Genomic DNA, 22522 nt, shown 5'->3' on the forward strand with positions numbered 1-22522 from the left:
GAGCTGGCTTGCCAGCGATGGCGGCGGTACATCCAACATAGTGGTGTCAGACAGATTGCTATCGCTGGCAAGCCAGCTCCCACAGGGTTTTGCAGTGTTTCGAAGTTTTGTTTACAGGAGAAATTTATGCATCTGGTTCAATTCGAATTGATTGACGGCGAGCGCCGCGTCGGCGTGGTCGACAACGGGCTGATCCGCGAAGTGCAGGACGCCCGCAGCGTACGCGATCTCGCGCTGGCCGCGATCGAGGCCGGCGGCACTCTGGAGCAGCAAGTACAAACCCACGGCCTGGGCATCAGTCATGACTATGCGCAGTTGCTCAAAGACCGGCGCATCCTGCCACCGCTGGATCACCCGGACCCGGCGCACTTGCTGGTCAGCGGCACCGGCCTCACGCACCTGGGCAGCGCCTCGGCGCGGGACAAAATGCACCAGCAGGCCGGCGACGAAGCGCAAATGACCGACACCATGCGCATCTTCAAATGGGGCGTGGAGGGCGGCAAACCGGCGGCGGGGCAGGCGGGCGTGCAGCCGGAATGGTTCTACAAGGGCGACGGCAGCATCGTCGTGCGTCCGGGCGAAGCGTTCCCGTTGCCACCGTTTGCCGAGGATGCCGGCGAGGAACCGGAAATGGCCGGGCTCTACGTCATCGGCCACGACGGCAAACCGTATCGCCTCGGTTTCGCGGTGGGCAACGAGTTCTCCGATCACGTCATGGAGCGCAAGAACTACCTGTACCTGGCCCACTCGAAACTGCGCAGTTGCAGCTACGGCCCGGAACTGCGCACCGGTGAATTGCCGCAGCATCTGGCCGGCAGCAGCCGCATCCTGCGTGACGGCGAAGTGCTGTGGCAAAACGAATTTCTCAGCGGCGAAGCCAACATGTGCCACAGCCTCGCCAACCTCGAATACCACCACTTCAAATACCGCCAGTTCCTGCGTCCTGGCGACGTGCACATCCACTTTTTCGGCACCGCGACCCTGTCGTTCGCCGATGGCATCCGCACCCAACCGGGCGACCAGTTTGAAATCAGTCAGGCCGAATTCGGCGCGCCGCTGGTCAACAGCATCGCCCCGGCAGCAGCGGCTTTTCAACCGGACAGCATCGGCACCCTTTAAGGAGCTCCCATGACTCAGATTCTTGGCCACAACTACATCGGCGGACAGCGCAGCGCAGCAGGCGATGTCAAACTGCAAAGCGTCGACGCGACTACTGGCGAACAGCTGCCGTACGATTTCATTCAAGCGACTGAAGCCGAAGTCGATGCTGCCGCCAAAGCCGCCGCCGCAGCGTACCCCGCTTATCGCAGCCTCAGCGCCGAACGCCGCGCGCAATTTCTCGACGCGATTGCCGATGAACTGGATGCCTTGGGTGATGAGTTCGTCGCGCTGGTCTGCCGCGAAACCGCGCTGCCTGCGGGGCGGATTCAGGGCGAGCGCGGGCGCACCAGCGGCCAGATGCGCCTGTTCGCCAAAGTCCTGCGGCGCGGAGATTTCTACGGCGCGCGAATCGATTTGCCATTGCCGGATCGCCAGCCGTTGCCGCGCCCGGATCTGCGCCAATACCGCATCGGTCTCGGCCCGGTGGCCGTGTTCGGTGCGAGCAACTTTCCGTTGGCGTTCTCCACGGCCGGTGGCGATACCGCAGCGGCGCTGGCCGCCGGCTGCCCGGTGGTGTTCAAGGCCCACAGCGGCCACATGGCAACCGCTGAACTTGTTGCCGATGCACTGATTCGTGCCGCCGAAAAAACCGCGATGCCGGCAGGCGTTTTCAACATGATCTACGGCGGTGGCGTTGGCGAATGGCTGGTCAAGCATCCGGCGATCCAGGCAGTGGGTTTTACCGGTTCGCTCAAGGGCGGTCGGGCACTGTGCGACATGGCGGCGGCGCGGCCGCAACCGATCCCGGTGTTCGCCGAGATGTCGAGCATCAACCCGGTGATCGTTCTGCCTCAAGCCTTGGCTGAGCGCTCGGAAACCATTGCCCGCGACCTGACCGCTTCGGTGGTGCAGGGCTGCGGCCAGTTCTGCACCAATCCGGGTTTGGTCATTGGTATTCGCTCGCCGCAGTTCAGCGCCTTCGTCCAGCAAGTCGCCGGGCTGATTGGCGACCAACCGGCGCAGACCATGCTCAACGCCGGCACCCTCGGCAGTTATGGCAAAGGTCTGCAAAAGTTGCTGGCGCATTCCGGCATCGAGCATCTGGCGGGTAATGCGCAGCAGGGAAGTCAGGCGCAGCCGCAACTGTTCAAGGCAGACGTCAGCCTGTTGATCAACGGCGATGAAGTGCTGCAGGAAGAAGTGTTCGGCCCGACCACGGTGATCGTCGAAGTGGCCGACAAGGTCGAGCTGAGCGCGGCGTTGCATGGACTGCACGGCCAGCTGACGGCGACGATGATCGGCGAACTGGCCGACTTCGAACGCTTCCCGGAGCTGACACCGCTGCTCGAACAGAAAGTCGGACGGATCCTGCTCAATGGCTATCCGACGGGTGTGGAAGTGTGTGATTCGATGGTGCATGGCGGGCCGTATCCGGCGACGTCGGATGCGCGCGGCACCTCGGTGGGGACGCTGGCGATCGACCGGTTCCTGCGCCCGGTGTGCTTCCAGAACTACCCCGACAGCTTGCTGCCGGAACCGCTGAAGAATGGCAATCCGTTGCGCATTCAGCGGCTGGTGGATGGCAAGCCCTCGCGCGACGCCTTCTAACCCACACCGCAAATCCCCTGTAGGAGTGAGCCTGCTCGCGATAGCGGTTTCACATTCGACATCTTGGTTGGATGACACACCGCCATCGCGAGCAGGCTCACTCCTACAAGGGCCGGGCACGACAATGAGCTATCATTGGCCCTTTCCCCCCTAAGAAAGACTGTTTGCCATGACTGCCCAAACCCTTCTCAACGCCCTCGAACACTGCGGCATGGTCGAAATCGACGGCCTGCACGCCTTCGAATTCACCCTCGACGAAGACGACAACCTGCACATCGAATGTATCGATGGCCGCACGGCCAAGCATTGGGAGTTCACCCCGGCGCAGGTTACGGCGGCGACGTTTGACGAAGATCTGCAGAGCTGGCTGATCATTGGCTACGCCAACGACACCAAGACCACCGGCGAGCACCGTCTGGTCTGCCTCGGTGATGTAGTCAGCAGCAGCGATGACGAGGAAGACAATCAATGAACATGCGTAAATTCTGGCCACTGCTGATGGCCGGCAGCGTCGGTGCGATGGGCCTGTCCAGTGCCAGCGCCGAGACCTATCAATTGCTGGTGGGCTCCTACACCGCCGGCACCAGCCAGGGCATCTATCGAATGAATTTCGATAGCGCCACCGGACAGATCGCTGCCAAGCCGCTGCAAGTGGTGAAGAGCGAAAACCCGTCGTGGCTGACCCTGTCCAAAGACCAGAAGCAACTGTTCGTGGTCAACGAAAACGGCCCCGGCCAGAAAGATCCGGTCGGCCGCGTCAGCAGCTACTCGATCGATCCGAAGACCCACGCCCTGACCCTGATCAATCAAGTGCAGAGCCTGGGCAACGAGCCGACCCATTCGAGCCTCAGCGGCGATGCCAGCCATCTGTTCGTCAGCAACTATTCGGTGGTCGAAGATCCGGGTGGCACCCTGGCGGTGTTGCCGGTCGGCGCCGATGGCAAACTCAAACCGGTGGTGCAGATGAGCGCGCACCCGGCGAGCCGGGTCAATCCGGAGCGTCAGGCATCCAACCACGTGCACTCGACCGTGTCCTCGCCGGATGGTCGCTATGTGTTCTCCAACGACCTCGGGGCGGACAAGGTTTTCATCTACCAGTTCGACCCGAAGGCCAACCCGGACCTGCCACTGACCCCGGCGAAAACCGCTTCGGTGAGCCTGCCTGCCGGCAGTGGCCCGCGTCATCTGCTGTTCAGTGCCGACGGCAAGCATGCCTGGCTGACCATGGAAATGAGCGCGCAGGTCGCGGTGTTCGACTACCACGACGGCGTGCTGACCCAGACGCAACTGGTCGATCTGGCCGCCGGTCAGCCGACCTCGGACAAAGCCGCCGCCGCTCTGCATGCGTCGGCCGATGGCAAGTTCCTCTACGTCAGCAACCGTGGCACCGCCAATCAACTGCTGGTGTTCAGCATCGATCCGGTGACCGGTCAGCTCAAAGAGCTGCAAAAGCGTTCGGTAGAAGGCGATCACCCGCGTGAGTTCAGCCTTGATCCGAGTGGCAAGTTTCTGCTGATCGCCAACCAGAAGAGCAACGAAATTGTCGTCGTCGAGCGCGATGCCAAGACCGGTCTGCTCGGCAAAACCGTGCAAAAACTGCCGATGGACGCCCCCAGCGACCTCAAGTTTCTAGTGCGACAATAAGCCACAGGCCCCGGTTTGCGGGGCCTGTCTCGTTGTATTAATCGCGCTGATATCCGGTAATGCTACAAAGCATTTCAAGCGATCAACCCTCGAGCGTTAAGTTTGCTTCACGGCCCAACCGGGCAAAGCAAGCCAACCGAACACGAGGGTTACCGCCATGAACTTCAATCTCTTCTCGATCATCGCCGCTTCCGCCATCTCCGCCACCGTTGCATTGCCAGCCAGTGCCAACGCTGAAATCAGCAGCAAAAAATCCCACACCCAGAGCTACACCCAGAAATATCTGCAACAGAGCGCCAACTTCTACGCCGCACTGGATCACAAAGCCCAACACTGAAATGCCCGCTTCGAACAACTCCCTGTAAGAGCTGCCGAAGGCTGCGATCTTTTGATCTTCAACGTCAAAAGATCGCAGCCTTCGGCAGCTCCTACACGTATGCGTGATCGAAAAATCTGCGCTCGATAGGTTTTCCCCAACGCTGAGATAGAAGGCCTAAATAATCAACCAAGCTGATGTTTACTATGGCAAACCCTGAGTGGTTACCGCGGCTTTTTTGATCGATCCTGACGGCACTGAAACATGCCCACGGAGAACATCATGGCCAGTTCAATCATTACTTCAGCCAAGCGCGGCGCCTACCTGGCCATCGGTCTTTACCTGGCATTGGTGCTGTTCGTCAGCATCGCCGCGCAAACCCAACACAGCTTCGACGCACCGATCCAGGTCGCACACCCCGGCATCCAGTTCGAACACCGCGCAGACGTGCTGGTTGATCGCGCTGAACTCGCAGGAGTGGGCGGCGCATGAAAGGCTACAGACTCTGGGTCATCGCCAGCCTGGCACTGATGACCAATGGCGCGGCGTTACTCGGCTTTGGCCAAGGCTCGGTGGGTGCGCTGGCGCGGGCCATAGAGGTCAATCACAGCATTGCGCACAACATCGAACGGGCCAACTCCCAAGGGTTGCTGGCCGGCAATCCGCCAATCAAGGCTGAGGTCGATTTTCTCGGGCCGTTTGAAGTGGATTGCATGGCACTAGGCATGTGCAACGCCTTGGCTTAGACAACCCGATCATTGTGGTGAGGGGATTCATCCCCGATGGGCCGCGAAGCGGCCCCAGACCCGGCGAACCGGATTATTCTGATACACCGAGGTGTCTGATTTCAGGGCAGCTTCGCCGCCCATCGGGGATGAATCCCCTCGCCACAAGGAGTTCGGTACCAGGAGTTCGGGTTACTTCTTCATGATCGCCGTGAACAGCTCGGACTCAAGAAAACCTTGCAACCACGCCTGCAACCGCACATAAGGCGTCTGCGCAAACCACTCGCGATCCACATGCGCAAACTGCCGAACGAACGGCAGCAACGCCACGTCCGCCAGACTCAAGTGATCGCTCAGCAAGTAATCCCGACCTTCAAGCAACCCATCCAGCCTCTGCAAAAACAACGCCCCCTCAGCCCGATAAACCTCCATCGGCTGCTCGGGGTAGCGCTCGGCATATTTATAGCGGTTCAAATGCACCTTGAACCCTTGATCATTAGCCTCGATCACCCCGGCAATCCGTGAATCACCACCGAGCAGCCAATCGTCCGGATCATGCTGCGCCAACGCCCAGCGCATGATCTCCAGACTTTCATCAATCACCTGCCCATCGGCATCCAGCACCGGCACCGTGCCTTTGGGCGAGATCGCCAGCATCGCGGCCGGTTTGGCCTTGAGGCTGACTTCGACAATCTCCACCGGCACCCCCGAATAGCGCAGGGCCATCCGCGCCCGCATCGCATACGGGCAGCGGCGGAACGAATACAGCGTGTTCATTTCACCTCCAGCGTACTCAAGCCGTTGCCCTGGCGTTGCACCTGAATCTGCACCGGAATCCGTTCGTGCATTTCCTGCACGTGGGAAATCACTGCGACCTTGCGTCCCTGCGCCTGCAAACCGTCGAGGGCGTCCATCGCCAGTTGCAGCGATTCCGGATCGAGGCTGCCGAAGCCTTCGTCGATGAACAGCGATTCGATTTTCAGCGTGCTCGAGGCCATCGATGCCAGCCCCAATGCAAGGGCCAGCGACACCAGGAAGGTTTCGCCGCCGGACAGCGAATGCACCGAGCGCAATTCGTCGCCCATCTCGGTATCCATCACCAGCAGGCCGAGCATGCTGCCACCGCGTTTCAAGCGATAGCGTTTAACCAGTTGGCGCAACTGCACGTTGGCGTGATGCACCAGCAGGTCGAGGTTGTAGGCCTGGGCGATCTTGCGGAAGGTGTCGCCGGTGGCCGAGCCGATCAACGCATTCAAACGCGCCCAGCGCTGGTACTCGGCATAGGCGTCGGCGATCTGCTGCGCGAGTGCCTGATTGGCATTCTGCCGGCGCTGATCTTCAGCCTGTTCGGCGCGCAGTTCGGCGCACTGTTGCTCGCTGAGGTTGAACTGGTTTTGCAGATCAGCGAGGGCGCTGGCGAGTTGTTCGGCATCGAGATTGCCGTTGTGCTGCGCCTGATGATCGGCCAGACGCTGATCACGTTCCTGCAGCAGCACCTTGGCCTGTTCGATGGCTTTTTCGTTGTGCTGCAAGCGCTGGCGCAATTCGCTGAGCTGCGTGTCATCGACGCGCAGCAAGTCTTCGAGACCGCCGTCATCCAGTTCGGGATGGCGTGCGCGCCAGTCGGCAATCTTCTGCGTCAGTTCTTCGTCTTCGCTTTGCAGTGCCTGCAAGCGTTCTTGCTGAGCCTTGAGTTCGGCGCCAATCTGCACCCGTTGCGTGCGCACGTTCTGCAGTTCCGCAGCGGTGCTGGTCTCGGCGTTGCGCGCCTGATCCACAGCCTGTTCCAGTTGCTGCTGCCAGTGCTCGGCGCTGCTGTGTTCGCCCAGCAGTTGCGCGAGTTTTTCCTGACTGGCTTGTTGCTGCTCGGCCAGTGCACTGAATTGCTGCTCGGCGCTTTGCAACTGCTGTACGCGGCTGAGCTGGCGATCCTGTTCCTTCTCCAGCGTTTGCTGGCGCTGCTGCTGCTCGGCCAACTCTTCCTTTTGCTGCTCGACCTGCGCCAGGCGCTCGGCAATCTGCCGATCCAGTTGCATGAAGGTTGCCGCCGGCTCGATACGTAAGGCTTCGAGGGTGTCGGCCGGCAGCAAACTGGCGAACGCGGTGAGTTCCTCGTCGAGACGCTGACGGTCGCTGCTCAGTTCGCGTTGTTGGTTGCTCAGGTGCTGCGCCGCTTGCTGATGCGCGGTTTCGGCATTGCGCAGTTGCTGGGTCAGACGCGCCGCGTCCTGTTGCAGGGTGAGCAGGGCGCTCTGGCGTTGTTCGTCCTGAGCGATGCTCTGGTTCAACTGATCGTTCTGCCGGGTCAGCCAGGCGTCGCGTTTGTCGGCGTCCTGGTTCAGTAACTGAGCGGACAGCGGATGGGCGTCGAGGCTCGGCGCTAGTGCCTGTTGCTGCGCGACCAGTTGTTCCTGTTGTTGCAGCAGCTCCTTTTGTTGAGCGATCACGCCACCGACTTCGGCGCGCAGTTCGATGAGCTTTTCCTTGAGCTGATCGACCACTTGCTGGGCGTTGGCCTGTTCGCTTTCATCATGACGGCCGAGGCTTTGCAGCAGCGCTTCCGGCTGATGATACGGATGCTCGTTGCTGCCACAGACCGGGCAGGGCTGGTCGTCCTGCAACTGCGCGCGCAGCTCTTCGACACTGGCACTGCGCGCCAGACGCTGGCGTTCGAGCAGTTCTCGGGTGACGTTAAGGGTTTGTTCGGCGACGGTCAGCTCGGCCTTGGTTTTCACCCCGTCCTGGGTCAGACGTTCACGTTCCTGCTGTGCATCGAGCAGGCGCTGTTGCAGCTCGGCGCCGCGTTTTTCCAGCTCCTGCTGGCTGGCCCACAACCGCGTCAGATCTTCGATGGCGCGCAGTTGTTTGCGGTTGTCCTGCAACAGGTTGCCAAGGATGCCGATCTGCTCGGCGACGGCATCCGGCTCGGCGCCGGCCTCTTTGAACAGCACTTCCAGTTGCTGTTTCTGCGTGGCCAACGCGTCGGCGCTGTGCGCGGCGTTCTGTTCGAGGGTCGCCAGTTCGGCCTGGCCCTGGTTCAGGCGATTGCCGATCAGCATCAGCTGTTGCAGGCGATCGCGATAGGCATTCCACGCATCGCTGAGCGGTGCCAGATCGGCACTTTGTTCCAGCTCGGCGGCGATTTTCTGCAAGCGCTCAGCGACTTCGGCCTGTTTCGTCTGCAAGGCCTGAATCGCGCTCTGGCCTTCGGTGCAGGCTTGCTCGGCGGACTGCCGGGCCTCGGCGCTGAGTGCGGTGTCCTTGGCGAGGCGGGCGAGGGTGCTTTGCTCATCGAAGGCCTGACGCAGCAGCGGGGCACTTTCGCTGTGCCGCTGCTGCGCTTCGCTCAGGGCGATTTTCGCCGCATCCAGCGCCTGTTCCAGTTGCGTCTGGCGCTCGTTGAGCTCGCCGTGTTGCTGGGTATGCGCGGCAATCTGTGCCGCCAGCGGCGTCAGTTGCGCATCCAGTTCAGTCTTGCGCGCGAACTGGTGGCGTTGCGGCGCGAGTTGCTCCAGGCGCGTCAGTTTCAGGCGTTCACCCGCCAGACCTTCCCACTGTTGCTGTGCACTGTGCAATTGTTCGGCTGCGGCTTGTTGCGCGTCCTGCAACTGGCGCAAATCCTTGAGCCAACTGTGCTGTTGTTCCAGTTGCTTGAGCTGCGCTTGTTGCAACTTCAATTGCTGCTGGGCAGAGTTGAAGCGTTCGTCCAGCTCGGCCCGCGCTTCTGGCGTCAGCGGGGTGACGCCGGTGGCCTGATCCTGCAACAACTTGTGCGCTTCGCGGGCCTCTTTGGTCTTGTCGAAGGCGCGGCGGCCAAGACGAGTGTAGAGCGCGGTGTCGGTGAGTTTTTCCAGCAGTTCGCTGCGGTCATTGTCGTCGGCCTTGAGAAATGCGCTGAACTCACTCTGGGCCAGCAGCACGGCACGGGTGAACTGTTCGAAGTTCAGACCGAGCGCGGCTTCGAGCTGGGTCTTGTATTCGCCTTTCTGGCTGGCGAGCAGTTGATCCTGATCGATGTCGCGCAGGCTCTGCCGGCTGGCCTGCAACTTGCCGCCGGCCTTCTCCCGGGCACGGTTGGCTTCCCAGCGCGCACGGTAACGGCGGCCATCGACGCCGACGAAATCCACTTCCGCATAACCTTCACCGGTACCACGGCGCAGCAAGGTGCGCGGGTCGCCGGTGGCGATTTCGCCGTCGGCATCCGGAACCTTGGCGTCACGGCCAGTGTTGTTCAGGCGCGGCACGGCGCCAAACAACGCCAGGCACAGGGCATCGAGCAAGGTACTTTTACCGGCGCCGGTCGGTCCGGTGATCGCGAACAAACCGGCACTGGCCAACGGCTCGGCAGTGAAATCAATCTCGAACGGCCCGGCCAGCGAGGCGAGGTTCTTCAAGCGAATGGCGAGAATCTTCATGGCTGCTCGCCCTCCAGTTGTACGTCCTGCAGCAGTTCGGCGAAGTCCTTGAGCGTCTGCTCATCGACCTCATTGCCGTAGTTGTCGAGCCAGGCGCGGCTGAACAGCTCCTGCGGAGTGAGTTGATCCAGTTCGACCAGCGCGCTGCCGTCGTCGCTGCCATCGGCGCCACGGTTGCCGGCGTACTCGGCGGCAATCCGTACCAGTCGCACGGCTTTGCCTTGCAGGGCGTTTTCCACCTGATGGCGCAGATCCGGCTGCGGCTCATCGAGGGTCACCCGCACTTCCAGCCATGGCTGGCGCTGGGTTTCGGCGAGCAGATCGATGTTCGGCAGGTCGGCCAGTTGCAGCAGGATCTCCGCCAGCGGCGCCGGGCCGATGCGTTGCAGGTTGACCGAGCGCGGGATAAGTTTCGGTTCGACGCTGACCAGGGTTTCGCCATCGAGGGTGACGTCGAGAATCTGGTGCTGATAACCGATCTCCGAAAACGACAGCGGAATCGGCGAGCCGCTGTAGCGAATGCGTTCTTCACCGTTGACCTTCTGCGGCTTGTGCAAATGGCCGAGGGCGACGTAGCTGATGCTCGGCCCGAACAGGCTGGCGGGCAGCGCTTCGGCGTTACCGATGATCAGGCTGCGCTCGGAGTCTTCCGAGACCGAGCCGCCCGCCATGTGCGCGTGGCTGATGGCGACCAGCGCCTGACCCGGCTGGCGCTTGGCATTCGCCGCTTCGATCAGCCATTCATGCACCTGACCGATACCGCGCAGATAGTTGTCGCCCAGATGCGCACCGGTCACCTCGGCTGGACGCAGGAATGGCAGCGCCAGGCACCAAGCGGCGATTTCGCCTTGGGCATTCGGCAGTGGCAGCAGCAGCCGTTCGGCGTCGAGCTGGCCGTCATCCAGCCACAACACCCGCCCCAGTGCATGGGTGCGCAAGCGGCGCATCAACGGCGCCGGCAGTTCGATGCGCGAGCCGGAATCGTGGTTGCCGGCAATCATCACGATGGTCAGCAACGGCTGTTGCTCGTGAGCGCTGACGATGAAGTCGTAGAGGCGCTCCTGGGCTTTGACCGGCGGATTGACCGTGTCAAAGATGTCCCCGGCAATCAGCAGCACATCCGGCTGCGCCAGTTGCAGTTGGCGCAGCAGCCATTCGAGAAAGCACGCATGCTCGAAATCGCGCTCCTGGCCGTGCAGGTTTTGCCCAAGGTGCCAGTCGGAGGTGTGGAACAGACGCAAGGTGGACTCCGCTACATAAACAGGTGATGGCCGCGGGGGAAATGATGGGCGGCTAAAGAGGGGGGAGTTTACTGGCAAACGGGCGGACTTGCCCAAAGGCTTGAGAGATCAGGAGGTCGTGGCGGATGCCGTCTGTCGCTACTGTCAGATCTGACAGTAGCTGGCCGGCAGCTTCGGGTGATGGGATACCGCAGTCGCCAAGGCGTCAGGCCGGGGCTTTCTGTCACTTGAGGAGTTGCTTGTATGAAAACGCAATCACCATCAGCCTCTACGTCTTCTGATCCAGGCGTGAGCGCGCTCAAGCCCATAAGGATCACCAAACTCAAGACTCCCGTGCAGGGCTATGACGGTGGTTTGCCGGTGGCCGCCGTGGAGGGAGGCGTCGAATTTCTGGTTCCTCCCTGGCTGGTCATGGAGGCGGGTGATCTGCTTGAGGTGTTCTGGGGCGACCTGCAGGCGCCGGTCTGGAGTAAAGACATCGAGCCGGAAGATGAAAACGAACTCATCAAAGGGGTTATCGATGAGGGGCATATCCGCAGAGGGGAGGCCTATCCGGTTTTTTATCGAGTGACCCGGCCGTTTCAGGAACCTGAGTCAACACCGCTGCAAAGGTTCTTCGTCAAACTGGATCGCCCCGGCGGCTTCGATGACGACCAGTCAACGCCCGGCAACCAGAACCTGCGCTACCACATTCTCCAAAGCATCATCGACAACGGCGTCGGCCCCGGGGAGGCCGCGGCGGGTGTGCCGATCACGATCCTGCCGTACCCCTTCATGCGTATCAACGACCGTGTAAAGGTGGCGTGGGGCAGCGTAGAGAAAAACGTCCTTGTCGAGCAAAAACATATTGGCGACCCTGACGACCCTGACTACAGCCCGCTGGTCGTGACCATCGATCAAGCACTGATCGAGGAGGCGGGCGACAGCGCCGGGGTGATCGTGGTGTACCAGGTGATCGATGAGTGTGGCAATTATCCGGATCCACGGTCACCGTGGTCGGCGGAAACCCGCATCTTGGTGGATCTGAAAGGAAGTCGTCTGGATGCGCCTATCGTGCTGGAGGCCGATCCTGTCAGCAATGTCATCGATCTCGACAAGTTGCAAGATGACGATGTGAACGTTCTGGTCAATACCCCCGCTAGCGTCTTCAAGTTGCAGGACATTGTCGCATTGATCTGGCAAGGCACTAACGCCGAGGGCGCGCCGATCAATCATGGCCCGCTGGAGTTGCCGGTGACGCGAGTCGGCGTTGCGCTGACGTTCACTGTCCCGAACGACAAGGTGTGGGCCATCGCCAAAGGCCGGGCCAGTGTCTCTTACGTACTCAAGCGAACAGGCGAGGCTGATCGGCCGTCGAAGAGTGTCGGTATCTCGGTAGAGGGGGAGGCCATCCGTCTGCCGGCTCCTACGGTGGATGAAGCCCCCGCCGGTACGCTGGACCCGAACGAGCATTGGGCCACCGTGCGCATTCCATGGTTTGCGGGACGCGCCGCCAGTGACCTGTTGACGCTGATCTGGGAGGCCACGCGTCCCGGCGGCGGCATCGTCTATTACGAAGACCCGCGCCCGGTTGGCGATGTGCCGGATGACGAGCCGGTGTTGCGCAATGTCTCGAACGCGGAGATCCAGCGTTTCGACGGCTTGCAGGTCTCGGTGTTTTACACCGTTGCCAATGATGATGAGGCGACACTCAATGTGCGCGAGTCGTTGCGGTTCGAGATGCAGGTGGGCGAAGTGCAACCGCTGTTCGTGACGCCGCGCGTGGAGGAGGCGGTGCCTGGCACGTCGTTGATCGATCCGGAAGCCGTCCCGCCGCTGGGCTGTAAATTGATTGTGCCGTATCTGCAGACACTGCCCGAAGACCTGGTGAATTATCGCTGGCGCGGTACGGGCGGTAACGGCAGCACCAGTGGCTCACTGCGTCTTACAGCGCAAACTGCGGGTAAGGAAGTGCCGTTCACGGTGCCTAAACAGTTTGTGACCAACAACCTCAATCGCCGGATTGTCATCGACTATTTCATCGTGCGTGACGGCAAGACTCTGGGTTACTCCTTTCCACTGACCTTGCGGGTCGGCAATGCCCTGCTGGATTTCGATCCGCCCTCAATTGACGACGCGCGCGGCGACCAGATTGATGCGAGCGCGGTGCCAGCGGTAGGTGCAACCGTGCGTCTGGCTGCGGCGTATGGCTTGAGGGTGGGCGACAGCGGTGAGATCCGCTGGATCGGCGTTGCCGGAGGCGGCACGGCGATCGTGCCGTTTCGCGTGGAGAGCGGAGAAGCGGGGCGCGACAAACTGATCAGCGTGCCGCAGTCGGTGGTGTTGGCCAACGTCGGGCGGGAGATCTCGCTGGACTGCACCGTAGTGCGTCAGGCCGGTGGTCGCCAGTATTCGCGGGTGGCGGTTTATGACGTGCGTGCAACGCTGGGGACAGGACGCTTGCTGGTGATGGGCGCGCGCTCGCGGGGTAATTACCAGAATTATGGCGGCGGGACTGCGTGGTTGACCGCGCTGGATGCAACCACCCGCCATCCGGTCAGGGCCTGGTGGCGTTATAACGGCGAGGAGGGCGAGGTCAGTGGCACGACGTTCCGTGACACTCGGCCGGATCGGCTGCTGCATGTGCGGATCAGTGATGATCAGGTGACGATCAATCCGCAGAACCTGTGCGGGAACGGTAATTTTATAGCCAGCCAAGAAGAAAATAGCGCCGCCTTTGCGGCGCGCACCGAACGTGGAGCCCTGGTGGCATGGGGTAAGCCTGCCCGTGGTGGGGATCTGGGGGATTCGTTACCGGCCATTTCTGATGCCATATCGCTGAGTGCTTGCGGTTATGCCTTTGCGGCACGACAGGCCTCGGGTGCGGTAGTGGCTTGGGGGCTGAGTGGAAACGGAGGAGAGGTGTCGGAACCCATCAGTCCTTTGCGGGATATCGTAGCGGTAAGCGGCAACGGTTATGCGTTTGTCGCGCTACGTCGTGATGGGAGTCTGGTGGCGTGGGGAAGCCCTACTTGGGGTGCAGCACTTCCAGAGCCGGTAGCTGCACTGAGGGATGTCGTCAGAGTGATTGGCAACCTCCACGCCTTTGCTGCGCTTCGGGCTAATGGTTCGGTGGTGGCTTGGGGGCACCAAACCCATGGAGGTAATGTGCCTGCGGCCATCGCGGCGTTGATTGACGTTGTTGATGTAGTCGCTACCGACTACGCCTTTGCAGCCCTGCGTGCCAATGGTGCTGTAGTTGCATGGGGAGACTACGGTTACGGGGGATCCGTGCCTGGCAGGATCAAACTGCTTACAGACATTGTGGAACTGAGTGGGGCCGAAGCAGCCTTTGCCGCACGACGCAGCAATGGAAGCGTTGTTGCTTGGGGGTACCCTTCAGCTGGCGCAAGCGTTCCTGCGCCGATCGCCTTATTGACAGACATCCGCACGGTAACGGGTAACAATGGATCATTCGTTGCACTGCTCGGCAGCGGGCGTGTCGTGGGATGGGGACGTCAGGCAATCCCAACACCGATTGCATTACTGACTGACGTCGTACAGGTGGTATGCGGGGGAGTTGCTTTTGCTGCGCTGCGAGCCAACGGCACCGTTGTAGCCTGGGGGACCGCTGATCGAGGTGGTGAGATCCCGGATTACATTGCCGCAAGACTGGTCAACGTCCGCGCCATTTATGGCAACACCCATGCCTTCGCCGCGCTGACCTCCAGCGGCGAAGTCGTGACCTGGGGCCGTGGCCCGGCCGGCGGTAACAGCGATGCCGTCGCCGATCAGCTCAACGGCAAAATCTTCTACGAAGCTACAGCGTTGTCCCGTGGTCTGGGAATGCGTGAGACACGACTGCTTGAAGCGGCGGAAAGTGAACAAACCTCATAACACCGCCAACGCCTGAAAGATCGCAGCCTGCGGCGGCTCCTACACGTGATCCCTGTAGGAGCTGCCGCAGGCTGCGATCTTTTGCTGTTTACTTCGGATAAAGCGGCGGCAACCCGCTGTCACCCACCGGATCCTGCACCCGTTCCGCCGCCGGAATGGTACGGATCGCCCGCCACAGATCTTCGCCTTGCCAATGCTGGCCGGTCTCGCTGTACAGCGCGCCATTGAGCCCATCCAACGCATCCGACAACGGCACAAACCGCGCCGCCATATCTGCCAAAGTCTCCGGCTGCTGCCGCGCCCATGCATCCAGCGCCTGGCGCGTCGCTTGCGGATCATTCGCCTGGCACGCCCGTTTGATGTCGTCCAGCAAAGTGCGCGGGCTCGGCCCGGTTTGGGCGGCGCGGTGCACCGCCGGTTGCCAGCGCGCACGCCACCACAGGCCGAAGCCGAGCAGGGTGGTGCAGGCGAGGATCAGCGTGCTGAGTTTCCACCACCACAACACATCACTATCGGCGGCGTTCACTTGTAATGTGCCGGCCGGGGTGTCGACCTGCAGGCTCGGGTTGTTCGCTACTTGCAGGGTGCGCGCCGGCAGGCTGGTGTGTTCCAGATGATCTTCGAAGGTGTTCCACCAGATCACGTCGACGGTCGGCAACTCGATCGGGCCGCTGCGGCTGGGCACCAGCGCTTCGCGTTCTTCACGGCTGCCGATCAGGCCGCGCTCGCCGCTCTGGTTGCTCAGCACCGGTTGATCCGGGTAGCGGCGCAGGCCATTGGCTTCGGTACCGGGCAGGGCCGGCAACTGCGAACTGGCCAGGCCTTCGGCTTTTAAAGTCAGGCTGCGGGTCAGGGAGTCGCCGACCTGAAGGTGATCCGGCTCCGGGTTCCAGCTTTCGCTCAGGCTCAGGCTGCGCGCGGGCAGCCACGGCGCATCGGCCGGGTAGGTCAGCGGTTTCGGTTTGACCGTCAGCGGAATCTCCGAGGAGCTGACGTGCAGCAGCTTGCCCGGTTTCGGGCCTTGCGCGGTCGCGTCCAGAGCGGGTTGGGTGTCGACCAGTGTGGCGCTGAAAGTCTGCGGGGCGATGGTCAGCAAGCCACTGTGCTGCGGGTAGATCGCATAGCGCATCTCGATCACGCCATGGCGCACGCCGTTGATGTCTTTCTCGTAAGTGCGGGTGTCGCCCAGTTGCTCGATGCGCGCGTCGGCGATCTGCAGCGGGGTCAGGCTGCTGTCGTCATACAGCGACACCGAGTGGTAGATGCGCAGGGTCAGGATCGCCTGGGCCTGCACGTAAACGCTGGACTGGTCGAGACTGGCCTCGATGAATACCGGGTCCAGGTTGTTTTTCTCTTCGCGGGTGTCGCTCTCGATCACTTGCACGGTAATCGGCTGGCTCTGCACCTCACCCAGTTGCAGCGGCGGAATGACCACACTGCCGTTCTCTTTCGGCAGCAGGGTGATGATCCAGCGCGTGGTGGCGCGGTTGTCGCCATTGAGGGTGTTCAACTGGTTGACCTGACGTGTCCCGCGCACCTCGAACAGCGGTTCCAGCGGCGCCAGGTCGGGTTTGCCGAACTGCGTGACATCATCCGTTTCGAGGGTGAGCTCGACCGTCTCGCCGGAGTTCAGGCGACTGCGATCCACGCTGGCCGTCAGCTCGGCCGCCTGGGCGGTGGCCGTGCAGAGCAGCAGGGGCAGCAAGAGAGCGGTGAAACGGGTCATCGAGTTTTTTCCTGATCCTGATGTTGTTGCTGTTCGTACCAGAATTTGCGTCGCAGCAGTTCGCCCGGGTCGTCGGGAATCTTGCCCAGCCATTGTTCCAGTGCCTGACGCTGCTCGCCTTCGAGGTTGTCTTCGCTCGGGCGCAGCGTTGGCACGGTGTCGGTTTCTTCCGCTTCATCGCTGCCCGGCACTTCGTTGGGGCCTGGCTGCGGCGGGGTGGTCGGTGGCGGTTCGCTGGCCGACTCGCCGGGCTGGGCCTCGCTCGGGGTGTCACTTTTCACCGCGGGTGGTGGCGCGGTCGCTGGTGGCGATTCATCGCCGGGCACATTCGGCTGCGCCGGTTGTGGCTGTGGTTCGGCCGGTGGCGGGGTGTTCTTCTGCTTGAGCAGATTTTCCACCAGGGCCTTGTTGGTCAGCGCCGGGCGCAAATCCGGTTGCAGTTCCAGCGCCTGTTCATAGGCATCGATCGCCGCTTCCAGCTCACCACTTTTTGCCAGCGCGTTGCCACGATTGTAGTGGGCGCGGGCATCGCTGCCTTCGGCGAAACGCTGAGCGGCGCCACTGTAATCGCCGGCCTCGTACAACGCCACCCCTTGCCACTGATGATCTTCGAAGTGTTCGGCAGCCTCGGCCGGGCGTTTCTGCTTGAGCAAGTGCAGGCCCTGTTGGTCGGGGCGCAGCCACAGGTCTTCGAAGTCAAAAGCGTAACTCGGCTGCGGCAGGCACAGCAGCAAGGGCAGGCAGAACAACCAGCCACGCCGTCCAGCGCAGGCGGCCAGCAGCAATAGCGGCAACAACAGCCAGTAACCCTGATCGGCCCAGGTGTCGAGGCGCACGGTCTGGCCATCGTCGCGCAGGCTGCGCGGGCCATCGAGCAGGCCGAGGGCGCGCAAATCGGATTCGTCCAGCCGCGCGCTGTGGTACTCGCCGCCGACGCTGGCGAGGAATGCGCCAAGGCTCGGACTGTCGAGTTGCGGCACGCGGATCGCGCCTTGTTCGTCCTTGAGAAAACTGCCGTCCTCCTGGGCAATCGGCGCGCCTTCAGCGGTGCCGATGCCGAGCATCAGCAGTTGCGCCGATTGCTCGCCGAGGGCGCGGCGAATGCCTTGGCGTTCTTCTTCGGTCAGCGAGGAGCCGATCAGCAGAATCCGTCCTTGGCCGAGCGCGCCTTGCTTGAGCAACGCCAGCGCCTTGCTCACACCGAGATCGGCGCGATGACCGCTTTCCGGCATCAGCGACGGCTTGAGGGCGTCGAGCAGATTGCGACTGGTCGCCAGGTCATCCGACAGCGGCACCAGCGTGTGCGCGCTGCCGGCGTAGACGACGATCGCGGTCTGCGCGTCGCTGCGTACCTGCAACAGGTCGAACAGCTTGCGCCGGGCCTGTTCCAGTCGCGTTGGCGGTGAGTCGGTGGCGAGCATTTCCGGGGTCAGCTCCAGCACCACCACCAACGGGTCGGCAGGTTTCTGGCTGGTCTGTTCGACGCGCTCCCAACTGGGCCCGAGCAGGGCGACGATGGTCAGCAGCCACGCCACGCCAAGGGCGACCCACGGCAGCTTGCTGGCGCGCCCATTGCCACCGCTGAGCAGCGTCGCGTGGAACGCCGGCGGCAGAATCATTTGCCAGCGTCCGGCGCGTTTCTGCCGGTGCCAGAGTTGCCAGATCAGCCAGCCGAGCAGTGGCAGGAGCAGCAGCCACCAGGGGCGGAACCAGTGCGGCCAGAGCGCGATCATCGGCGCCTCCGCAGACGCAGGCGCTTGAGACGCTCGCGCCAGTCAGGCAACGGACTTTGCAGATACAGCTCCTTGGTAAACAGGCGTTGCAGCGGGTTGTCCGGCCACAATTCGCGGGCGACCAGCAACAGGCTAAGCAGCAGGGCCAATGCCAGTGGCCACTGATACAAGGCTTGCGCCGGGCGCGCCTGCGTCGGTTGCTGGGTCACCGGTTCGAGCTGATCGAGGGTGTCGCGGATCGCTTGCAGCTCTTTGCCGTCGCGGGCGCGGAAGTATTGGCCACCGGTAGCGTTGGCGATGGCCTTGAGGGCCGGCTCGTCGAGGTCCAGGCTCGGATTGACCCCGAGCAGGCCGTTACTGCCACTGTCTTGCGGGTCGGCACCGATGCCGATCGGGTAGATTTTCACCCCTTCGCTGGCGGCCAGTTTCGCCGCAGTCAACGGATCGATTTCGCCGCCGTTGTTGGCGCCGTCGGTGACCAGAATCAATACCCGGCTTTGTGCGGGACGCATGCGCAGGCGCTTCAGCGCCAGACCGATCGCATCGCCGATGGCGGTGTTCTTGCCGGCGATGCCGATGCGCGCTTCATCGAGCCAGACGCGCACGGTATGGCGGTCAAACGTCAGCGGTGCCTGCAGATAGGCCTGACTGCCGAACAGGATCAGACCAACGCGGTCGCCATCACGGCTTTCAAGGAAATCCCCGAGCAGATGCTGAACCAGCGACAAGCGACTGACGTCTTCGTCCTGCCACTGCATGTCGGGAAAGTCCATCGAGCCGGACACGTCCACCGCCACCAGCAGATCGCGGCCGCTGGCGGCAATCGGCAACGGTTCGCCGAGCCATTGCGGGCGGGCGGCGGCGCTCAGCAGCAACAGCCACAGCAGCAGGAACGGCGCTTGCTGGCGCCACGCCGGCAGGTTGGCGCGGGCCCGGCGCCGTGCCAGACCTTCGAGGTCGGAGAGGAAGCTCACGCGCAGCGCCGGCTCGCCGCTGTCGGCCACCGGCAGCACCAGACGCATCAGCCACGGCAGCGGCAGCAGCACGAAGATCCACGGCCAGGCGAACTCAAACATGCTTGCGAATCCAGGTGTCGACGGCTTGGGTCAGGCCGGCGATGGCTTTGTCGTCAAGCTTGCATTCGGGTTTGTAAGCACCTTCGACCAGCACCATCCAGCGCGTCAGGCCGGCGGCCGGGCAGCGGTTGTCGAGAAACGCCAGCCATTTGCGGCCGTTGAGCGTGTGGCTCTGGCTGTAGGGGTAGTGGTTGCGGCACAGGCGTTTGAGCAGACCGTTGAGCTGCTGCAGCCAGGCCCCGGCCGGTGCGCCGTCGTAGGGTTTGGGCATCTGTGCCAGTTCGGCCAGCGCGGCGATGCGCACGGGGTCGAGCGGTTGTTCGGCGCGCACGATCAGGCGTTTCCTGGTCGGAATGAACCGGCGCAAACGCCACACGGCGAAGCCCAGCAGCGGCAGCAATAACAGCAGCAGCCACCAGCCCGGCGCCGGTGGCCAGAAGTCGATCGGCGGCGGGGAAATCAGCGGTTGCAGTTGTTCGAGGCCGTTCATCGACTGCTCCCCGGGCGCTGCGGATTGAGGAACTCGCGCATCTGCTCGACCATTTCGCTTTGCGTGCTCAACGGCATCAACAACACCCGCAGTTTTTGCGCGAGCAATTCCCAGCGGGCGATGCGTGCTTCGGCCTGAGCGCGATAGGTCTGGCGCAGCTCGAAATTCAGCGTGTCGAGTTCCAGCTGTGCGCCTCTTTCCGCGAATCTCAGCAGCCCGGCGGCAGGCAGCGCGTGGTCCAGCGGATCGGACAGCGGCAACAACAACAGATCGCAATGACGCGATAGCAGACTCAGTTGCTGCTCGGCGCTGTCGGACAGCGCGCGCTCGTCGCAGATCACGATCACCAGGCTGCCCGGGCGCAACACTTCACGCGCCCGGCGCAGCGCCACGCCGAGGGCGTCGCGGTCCGGTTCGCGTTCGCTGTGCAGCGACTGATTGACTTTCACCAGGCGGTTGAGCAATTGCAGCAGGCTCTGCTTGCTGCGACGCGGTTTGATTTCGTAGTGCTCGTTGTCGCCGAACACCAGTCCGCCGACCCGGTCGTTGTGCCCCAGCGCGGCCCAGCCGATCAACGCCGCCGCTTGCGCCGCGAGCACCGACTTGAACATCAGCCCGGAGCCGAAAAACAGCCGCGTGCTTTGCTCGACCATGATGAAAATCGGTCGCTCGCGTTCTTCATGGAACAGCTTGGTGTGCGGCTCCTGGGTACGCGCGGTCACGCGCCAGTCGATGGTGCGCACGTCGTCGCCGGCCTGATAGACCCGCACCTGATCGAAGTCGACCCCGCGACCACGGAATTTCGAGTGATGCAGGCCGATCAGCGGGCTGCGCTGACTCGGCGTGGAAAACAGCTGCACTTCGCGCACACGGTGGCGCATCTCGATCAGATCGGTGAGGCTGATGCGGATGCCCGGTTCGGACGGCAGGGGGGCGTTCATGGGGGTCAAGCGACGGCTACGACGTCGAGAATCCGCTGCACCACCCGATCCTGATCGATGCCGGCGGCTTCGGCTTCAAACGACAGAATGATGCGGTGACGCAACACGTCGAACAGCACCGCCTGAATGTCTTCCGGGCTGACGAAGTCGCGCCCGGCCAGCCAGGCGTGGGCCCGGGCGCAGCGGTCAAGGGCGATCGAGCCGCGTGGGCTGGCGCCATAGGCGATCCACTCGGCCATTTCCGGGTCGAACTTGGCCGGGGTGCGCGTGGCCATGACCAGTTGCACCAGGTATTCCTCCACGGCGTCGGCCATGTACAGACCGAGGATTTCCTTGCGCGCAGCGAAGATCGCCTGCTGGCTGACCCGGCGTTCAGGCTTGGTTTCGCCATTCAGCGCTTCGCCACGGGCCTGCTGCAGGATCCGGCGTTCGACGGCGGCATCCGGGAAGCCGATCTTCACGTGCATCAGGAAGCGGTCGAGCTGCGCTTCGGGCAACGGGTAGGTGCCTTCCTGCTCGATCGGGTTCTGCGTCGCCATCACCAGAAACAGCGGCGACAGCTCGTAAGTGCTGCGCCCGACGCTGACCTGACGCTCGGCCATGGCCTCGAGCAGCGCCGATTGCACCTTGGCCGGGGCCCGGTTGATTTCGTCCGCCAGCACCAGGTTGTGGAAGATCGGCCCTTGCTGGAACACGAAACTGCCGGTTTCCGGGCGATAGATCTCGGTGCCGGTAATGTCGGCCGGCAGCAGGTCCGGGGTGAACTGGATGCGATGGAACTGGGCTTCGATGCCCTCGGCGAGTTCTTTGATCGCTTTGGTCTTGGCCAGACCCGGAGCGCCCTCGACCAGCATGTGGCCGTCGGCGAGCAGGGCGATGAGCAAACGCTCGATGAGTTTTTCCTGGCCGAGAATCTGCGTTGAAAGAAAGGTTCGCAGCGCCAGTAGCGCTTCACGATGTTCCATCGGTGACTGTTCCTGGAAAGGGGTGGCCACAGGCGTTCGGATAACGCCGGGGCTGGGGGCGTTACTTTAATCCATCGAGGGGGGTGGCGACTAACGGCATTTTGCGCAAAGTGCGGGAAATGACTGGGGGATTTGTTGGGATTTTGTAGCAGGGGAGTGATTGGTTGCCCGTACCGGCCCTATCGCGAGCAGGCTCACTCCTACAATGGAACGTCGTACACCATACCTGTAGGAGTGAGCCTGCTCGCGATGAGGCCAGTCCAGCCGATATCAAATCTGGCTGATATAGGTCCCGGTGCCATCAAGGATGTTCTTCAGGGTTTCCTCAACCTCATCCAGATCAACCATGTCCGGATTGAAGGTAATTTCCAGCACATCATCGCCATTCAGCGCATCGGCATCCGCCGCCGCGATTTCAATCTTCAGCAGAGTTTTGGTCAGGGTGACTTTCACGCCGTCGAGCGTCGAAGGCTCGCCATCCAGGGTGATCTCCAGCTCGTCCTCGTCCGGATAGCGGCTCATCAGAAACATGTCGCCCTTGTCGCTATGGCAGCAGAGCATGGCCATGTTGTCTTCTTCGTCGTCGCACGGGTTGACGATCAGTAGGGCGGTGGTCATTTGCATGGGGGAATTCCTGGCCGACGGGCGCTAAGTGCAATCGAAAG

General features: G+C 62.3%; 18 protein-coding genes. 8 read left to right on the plus strand and 10 right to left on the minus strand.

The features are described from left to right. The first annotated feature begins 126 nt into the window (after positions 1–126). The 7 genes from araD1 to CRO59_RS09975 all read left to right on the plus strand — a co-directional run bounded on the left by araD1 (position 127) and on the right by CRO59_RS09975 (position 5415). Positions 127–1119, plus strand: coding sequence for an AraD1 family protein (araD1, locus tag CRO59_RS09945; RefSeq protein ID WP_097087144.1), 993 nt, complete (start codon positions 127–129; stop codon positions 1117–1119). A 9-nt stretch (positions 1120–1128) separates the two neighbouring features. After that, complete coding sequence (locus tag CRO59_RS09950; protein WP_097087146.1) at positions 1129–2709, plus strand: aldehyde dehydrogenase (NADP(+)); 1581 nt, start codon at positions 1129–1131, stop codon at positions 2707–2709. A 169-nt stretch (positions 2710–2878) separates the two neighbouring features. Beyond that, entirely contained in the window at positions 2879–3181 is a 303-nt protein-coding gene (locus CRO59_RS09955) for a DUF5629 family protein (protein WP_097087149.1), read from the plus strand. After that, the gene (locus CRO59_RS09960; protein ID WP_097087150.1) at positions 3178–4353 is read left to right on the plus strand and encodes a lactonase family protein; all 1176 of its coding nucleotides are present in this window, start codon (positions 3178–3180) and stop codon (positions 4351–4353) included. Before CRO59_RS09955 ends, CRO59_RS09960 begins: the two co-directional genes overlap by 4 nt. Before the next feature lie 157 nt (positions 4354–4510). After that, complete coding sequence (locus tag CRO59_RS09965; RefSeq protein WP_097087152.1) at positions 4511–4690, plus strand: hypothetical protein; 180 nt, start codon at positions 4511–4513, stop codon at positions 4688–4690. A 261-nt stretch (positions 4691–4951) separates the two neighbouring features. After that, on the plus strand, positions 4952–5161 hold the full coding sequence (locus tag CRO59_RS09970) for a hypothetical protein (RefSeq protein ID WP_027613086.1): 210 nt from the start codon (positions 4952–4954) through the stop codon (positions 5159–5161). Beyond that, positions 5158–5415 (plus strand): hypothetical protein, encoded by a 258-nt coding sequence (locus tag CRO59_RS09975; protein WP_097087153.1) that lies wholly within the window; start codon positions 5158–5160, stop codon positions 5413–5415. Before CRO59_RS09970 ends, CRO59_RS09975 begins: the two co-directional genes overlap by 4 nt. A 171-nt stretch (positions 5416–5586) precedes the next feature. Here the strand turns inward: CRO59_RS09975 and CRO59_RS09980 are convergent, their stop codons facing one another. The 3 genes from CRO59_RS09980 to CRO59_RS09990 are packed head-to-tail and all read right to left on the minus strand — an operon-like array spanning position 5587 to position 11050. Continuing rightward, on the minus strand, positions 5587–6171 hold the full coding sequence (locus tag CRO59_RS09980; protein WP_097087154.1) for a glutathione S-transferase: 585 nt from the start codon (positions 6169–6171) through the stop codon (positions 5587–5589). Further along, the gene (locus CRO59_RS09985; protein WP_097087155.1) at positions 6168–9809 is read right to left on the minus strand and encodes an SbcC/MukB-like Walker B domain-containing protein; all 3642 of its coding nucleotides are present in this window, start codon (positions 9807–9809) and stop codon (positions 6168–6170) included. Before CRO59_RS09985 ends, CRO59_RS09980 begins: the two co-directional genes overlap by 4 nt. Next, entirely contained in the window at positions 9806–11050 is a 1245-nt protein-coding gene (locus tag CRO59_RS09990; RefSeq protein ID WP_097087157.1) for an exonuclease SbcCD subunit D C-terminal domain-containing protein, read from the minus strand. Before CRO59_RS09990 ends, CRO59_RS09985 begins: the two co-directional genes overlap by 4 nt. A 243-nt stretch (positions 11051–11293) precedes the next feature. Between CRO59_RS09990 and CRO59_RS09995 the strand changes: the two genes are divergently transcribed. After that, positions 11294–14926, plus strand: a complete 3633-nt coding sequence (locus CRO59_RS09995) for a hypothetical protein (protein ID WP_143503055.1) — start codon at positions 11294–11296, stop codon at positions 14924–14926. Between the two features lie 88 nt (positions 14927–15014). On the opposite strand, the gene CRO59_RS10000 is transcribed toward CRO59_RS09995, so the two are convergent. From CRO59_RS10000 to CRO59_RS10030, 7 genes are all read right to left on the minus strand, one after another. Then, complete coding sequence (locus CRO59_RS10000) at positions 15015–16652, minus strand: BatD family protein (RefSeq protein WP_097087160.1); 1638 nt, start codon at positions 16650–16652, stop codon at positions 15015–15017. After that, positions 16649–18385: a tetratricopeptide repeat protein gene (locus tag CRO59_RS10005; protein ID WP_097087161.1), complete on the minus strand. Its 1737-nt coding sequence runs from the start codon at positions 18383–18385 to the stop codon at positions 16649–16651. Before CRO59_RS10005 ends, CRO59_RS10000 begins: the two co-directional genes overlap by 4 nt. Next, positions 18382–19461 (minus strand): VWA domain-containing protein, encoded by a 1080-nt coding sequence (locus CRO59_RS10010; protein ID WP_097087163.1) that lies wholly within the window; start codon positions 19459–19461, stop codon positions 18382–18384. Before CRO59_RS10010 ends, CRO59_RS10005 begins: the two co-directional genes overlap by 4 nt. Continuing rightward, the gene (locus tag CRO59_RS10015; RefSeq protein ID WP_097087165.1) at positions 19454–19951 is read right to left on the minus strand and encodes a DUF4381 domain-containing protein; all 498 of its coding nucleotides are present in this window, start codon (positions 19949–19951) and stop codon (positions 19454–19456) included. The genes CRO59_RS10010 and CRO59_RS10015 overlap by 8 nt, the downstream gene beginning before the upstream one ends. Then, entirely contained in the window at positions 19948–20892 is a 945-nt protein-coding gene (locus CRO59_RS10020; protein WP_027613096.1) for a DUF58 domain-containing protein, read from the minus strand. Before CRO59_RS10020 ends, CRO59_RS10015 begins: the two co-directional genes overlap by 4 nt. Positions 20893–20897: 5 nt before the next feature. Beyond that, positions 20898–21857, minus strand: a complete 960-nt coding sequence (locus tag CRO59_RS10025) for a MoxR family ATPase (protein ID WP_003218556.1) — start codon at positions 21855–21857, stop codon at positions 20898–20900. Between the two features lie 270 nt (positions 21858–22127). Beyond that, positions 22128–22481: a hypothetical protein gene (locus CRO59_RS10030; RefSeq protein WP_097087167.1), complete on the minus strand. Its 354-nt coding sequence runs from the start codon at positions 22479–22481 to the stop codon at positions 22128–22130. Positions 22482–22522: the final 41 nt, after the last annotated feature.

Origin of the sequence: Pseudomonas sp. LAMO17WK12:I5 (genome assembly GCF_900215165.1) — a bacterium.
In the GTDB taxonomy this organism is placed as follows: domain Bacteria; phylum Pseudomonadota; class Gammaproteobacteria; order Pseudomonadales; family Pseudomonadaceae; genus Aquipseudomonas; species Aquipseudomonas putida_A.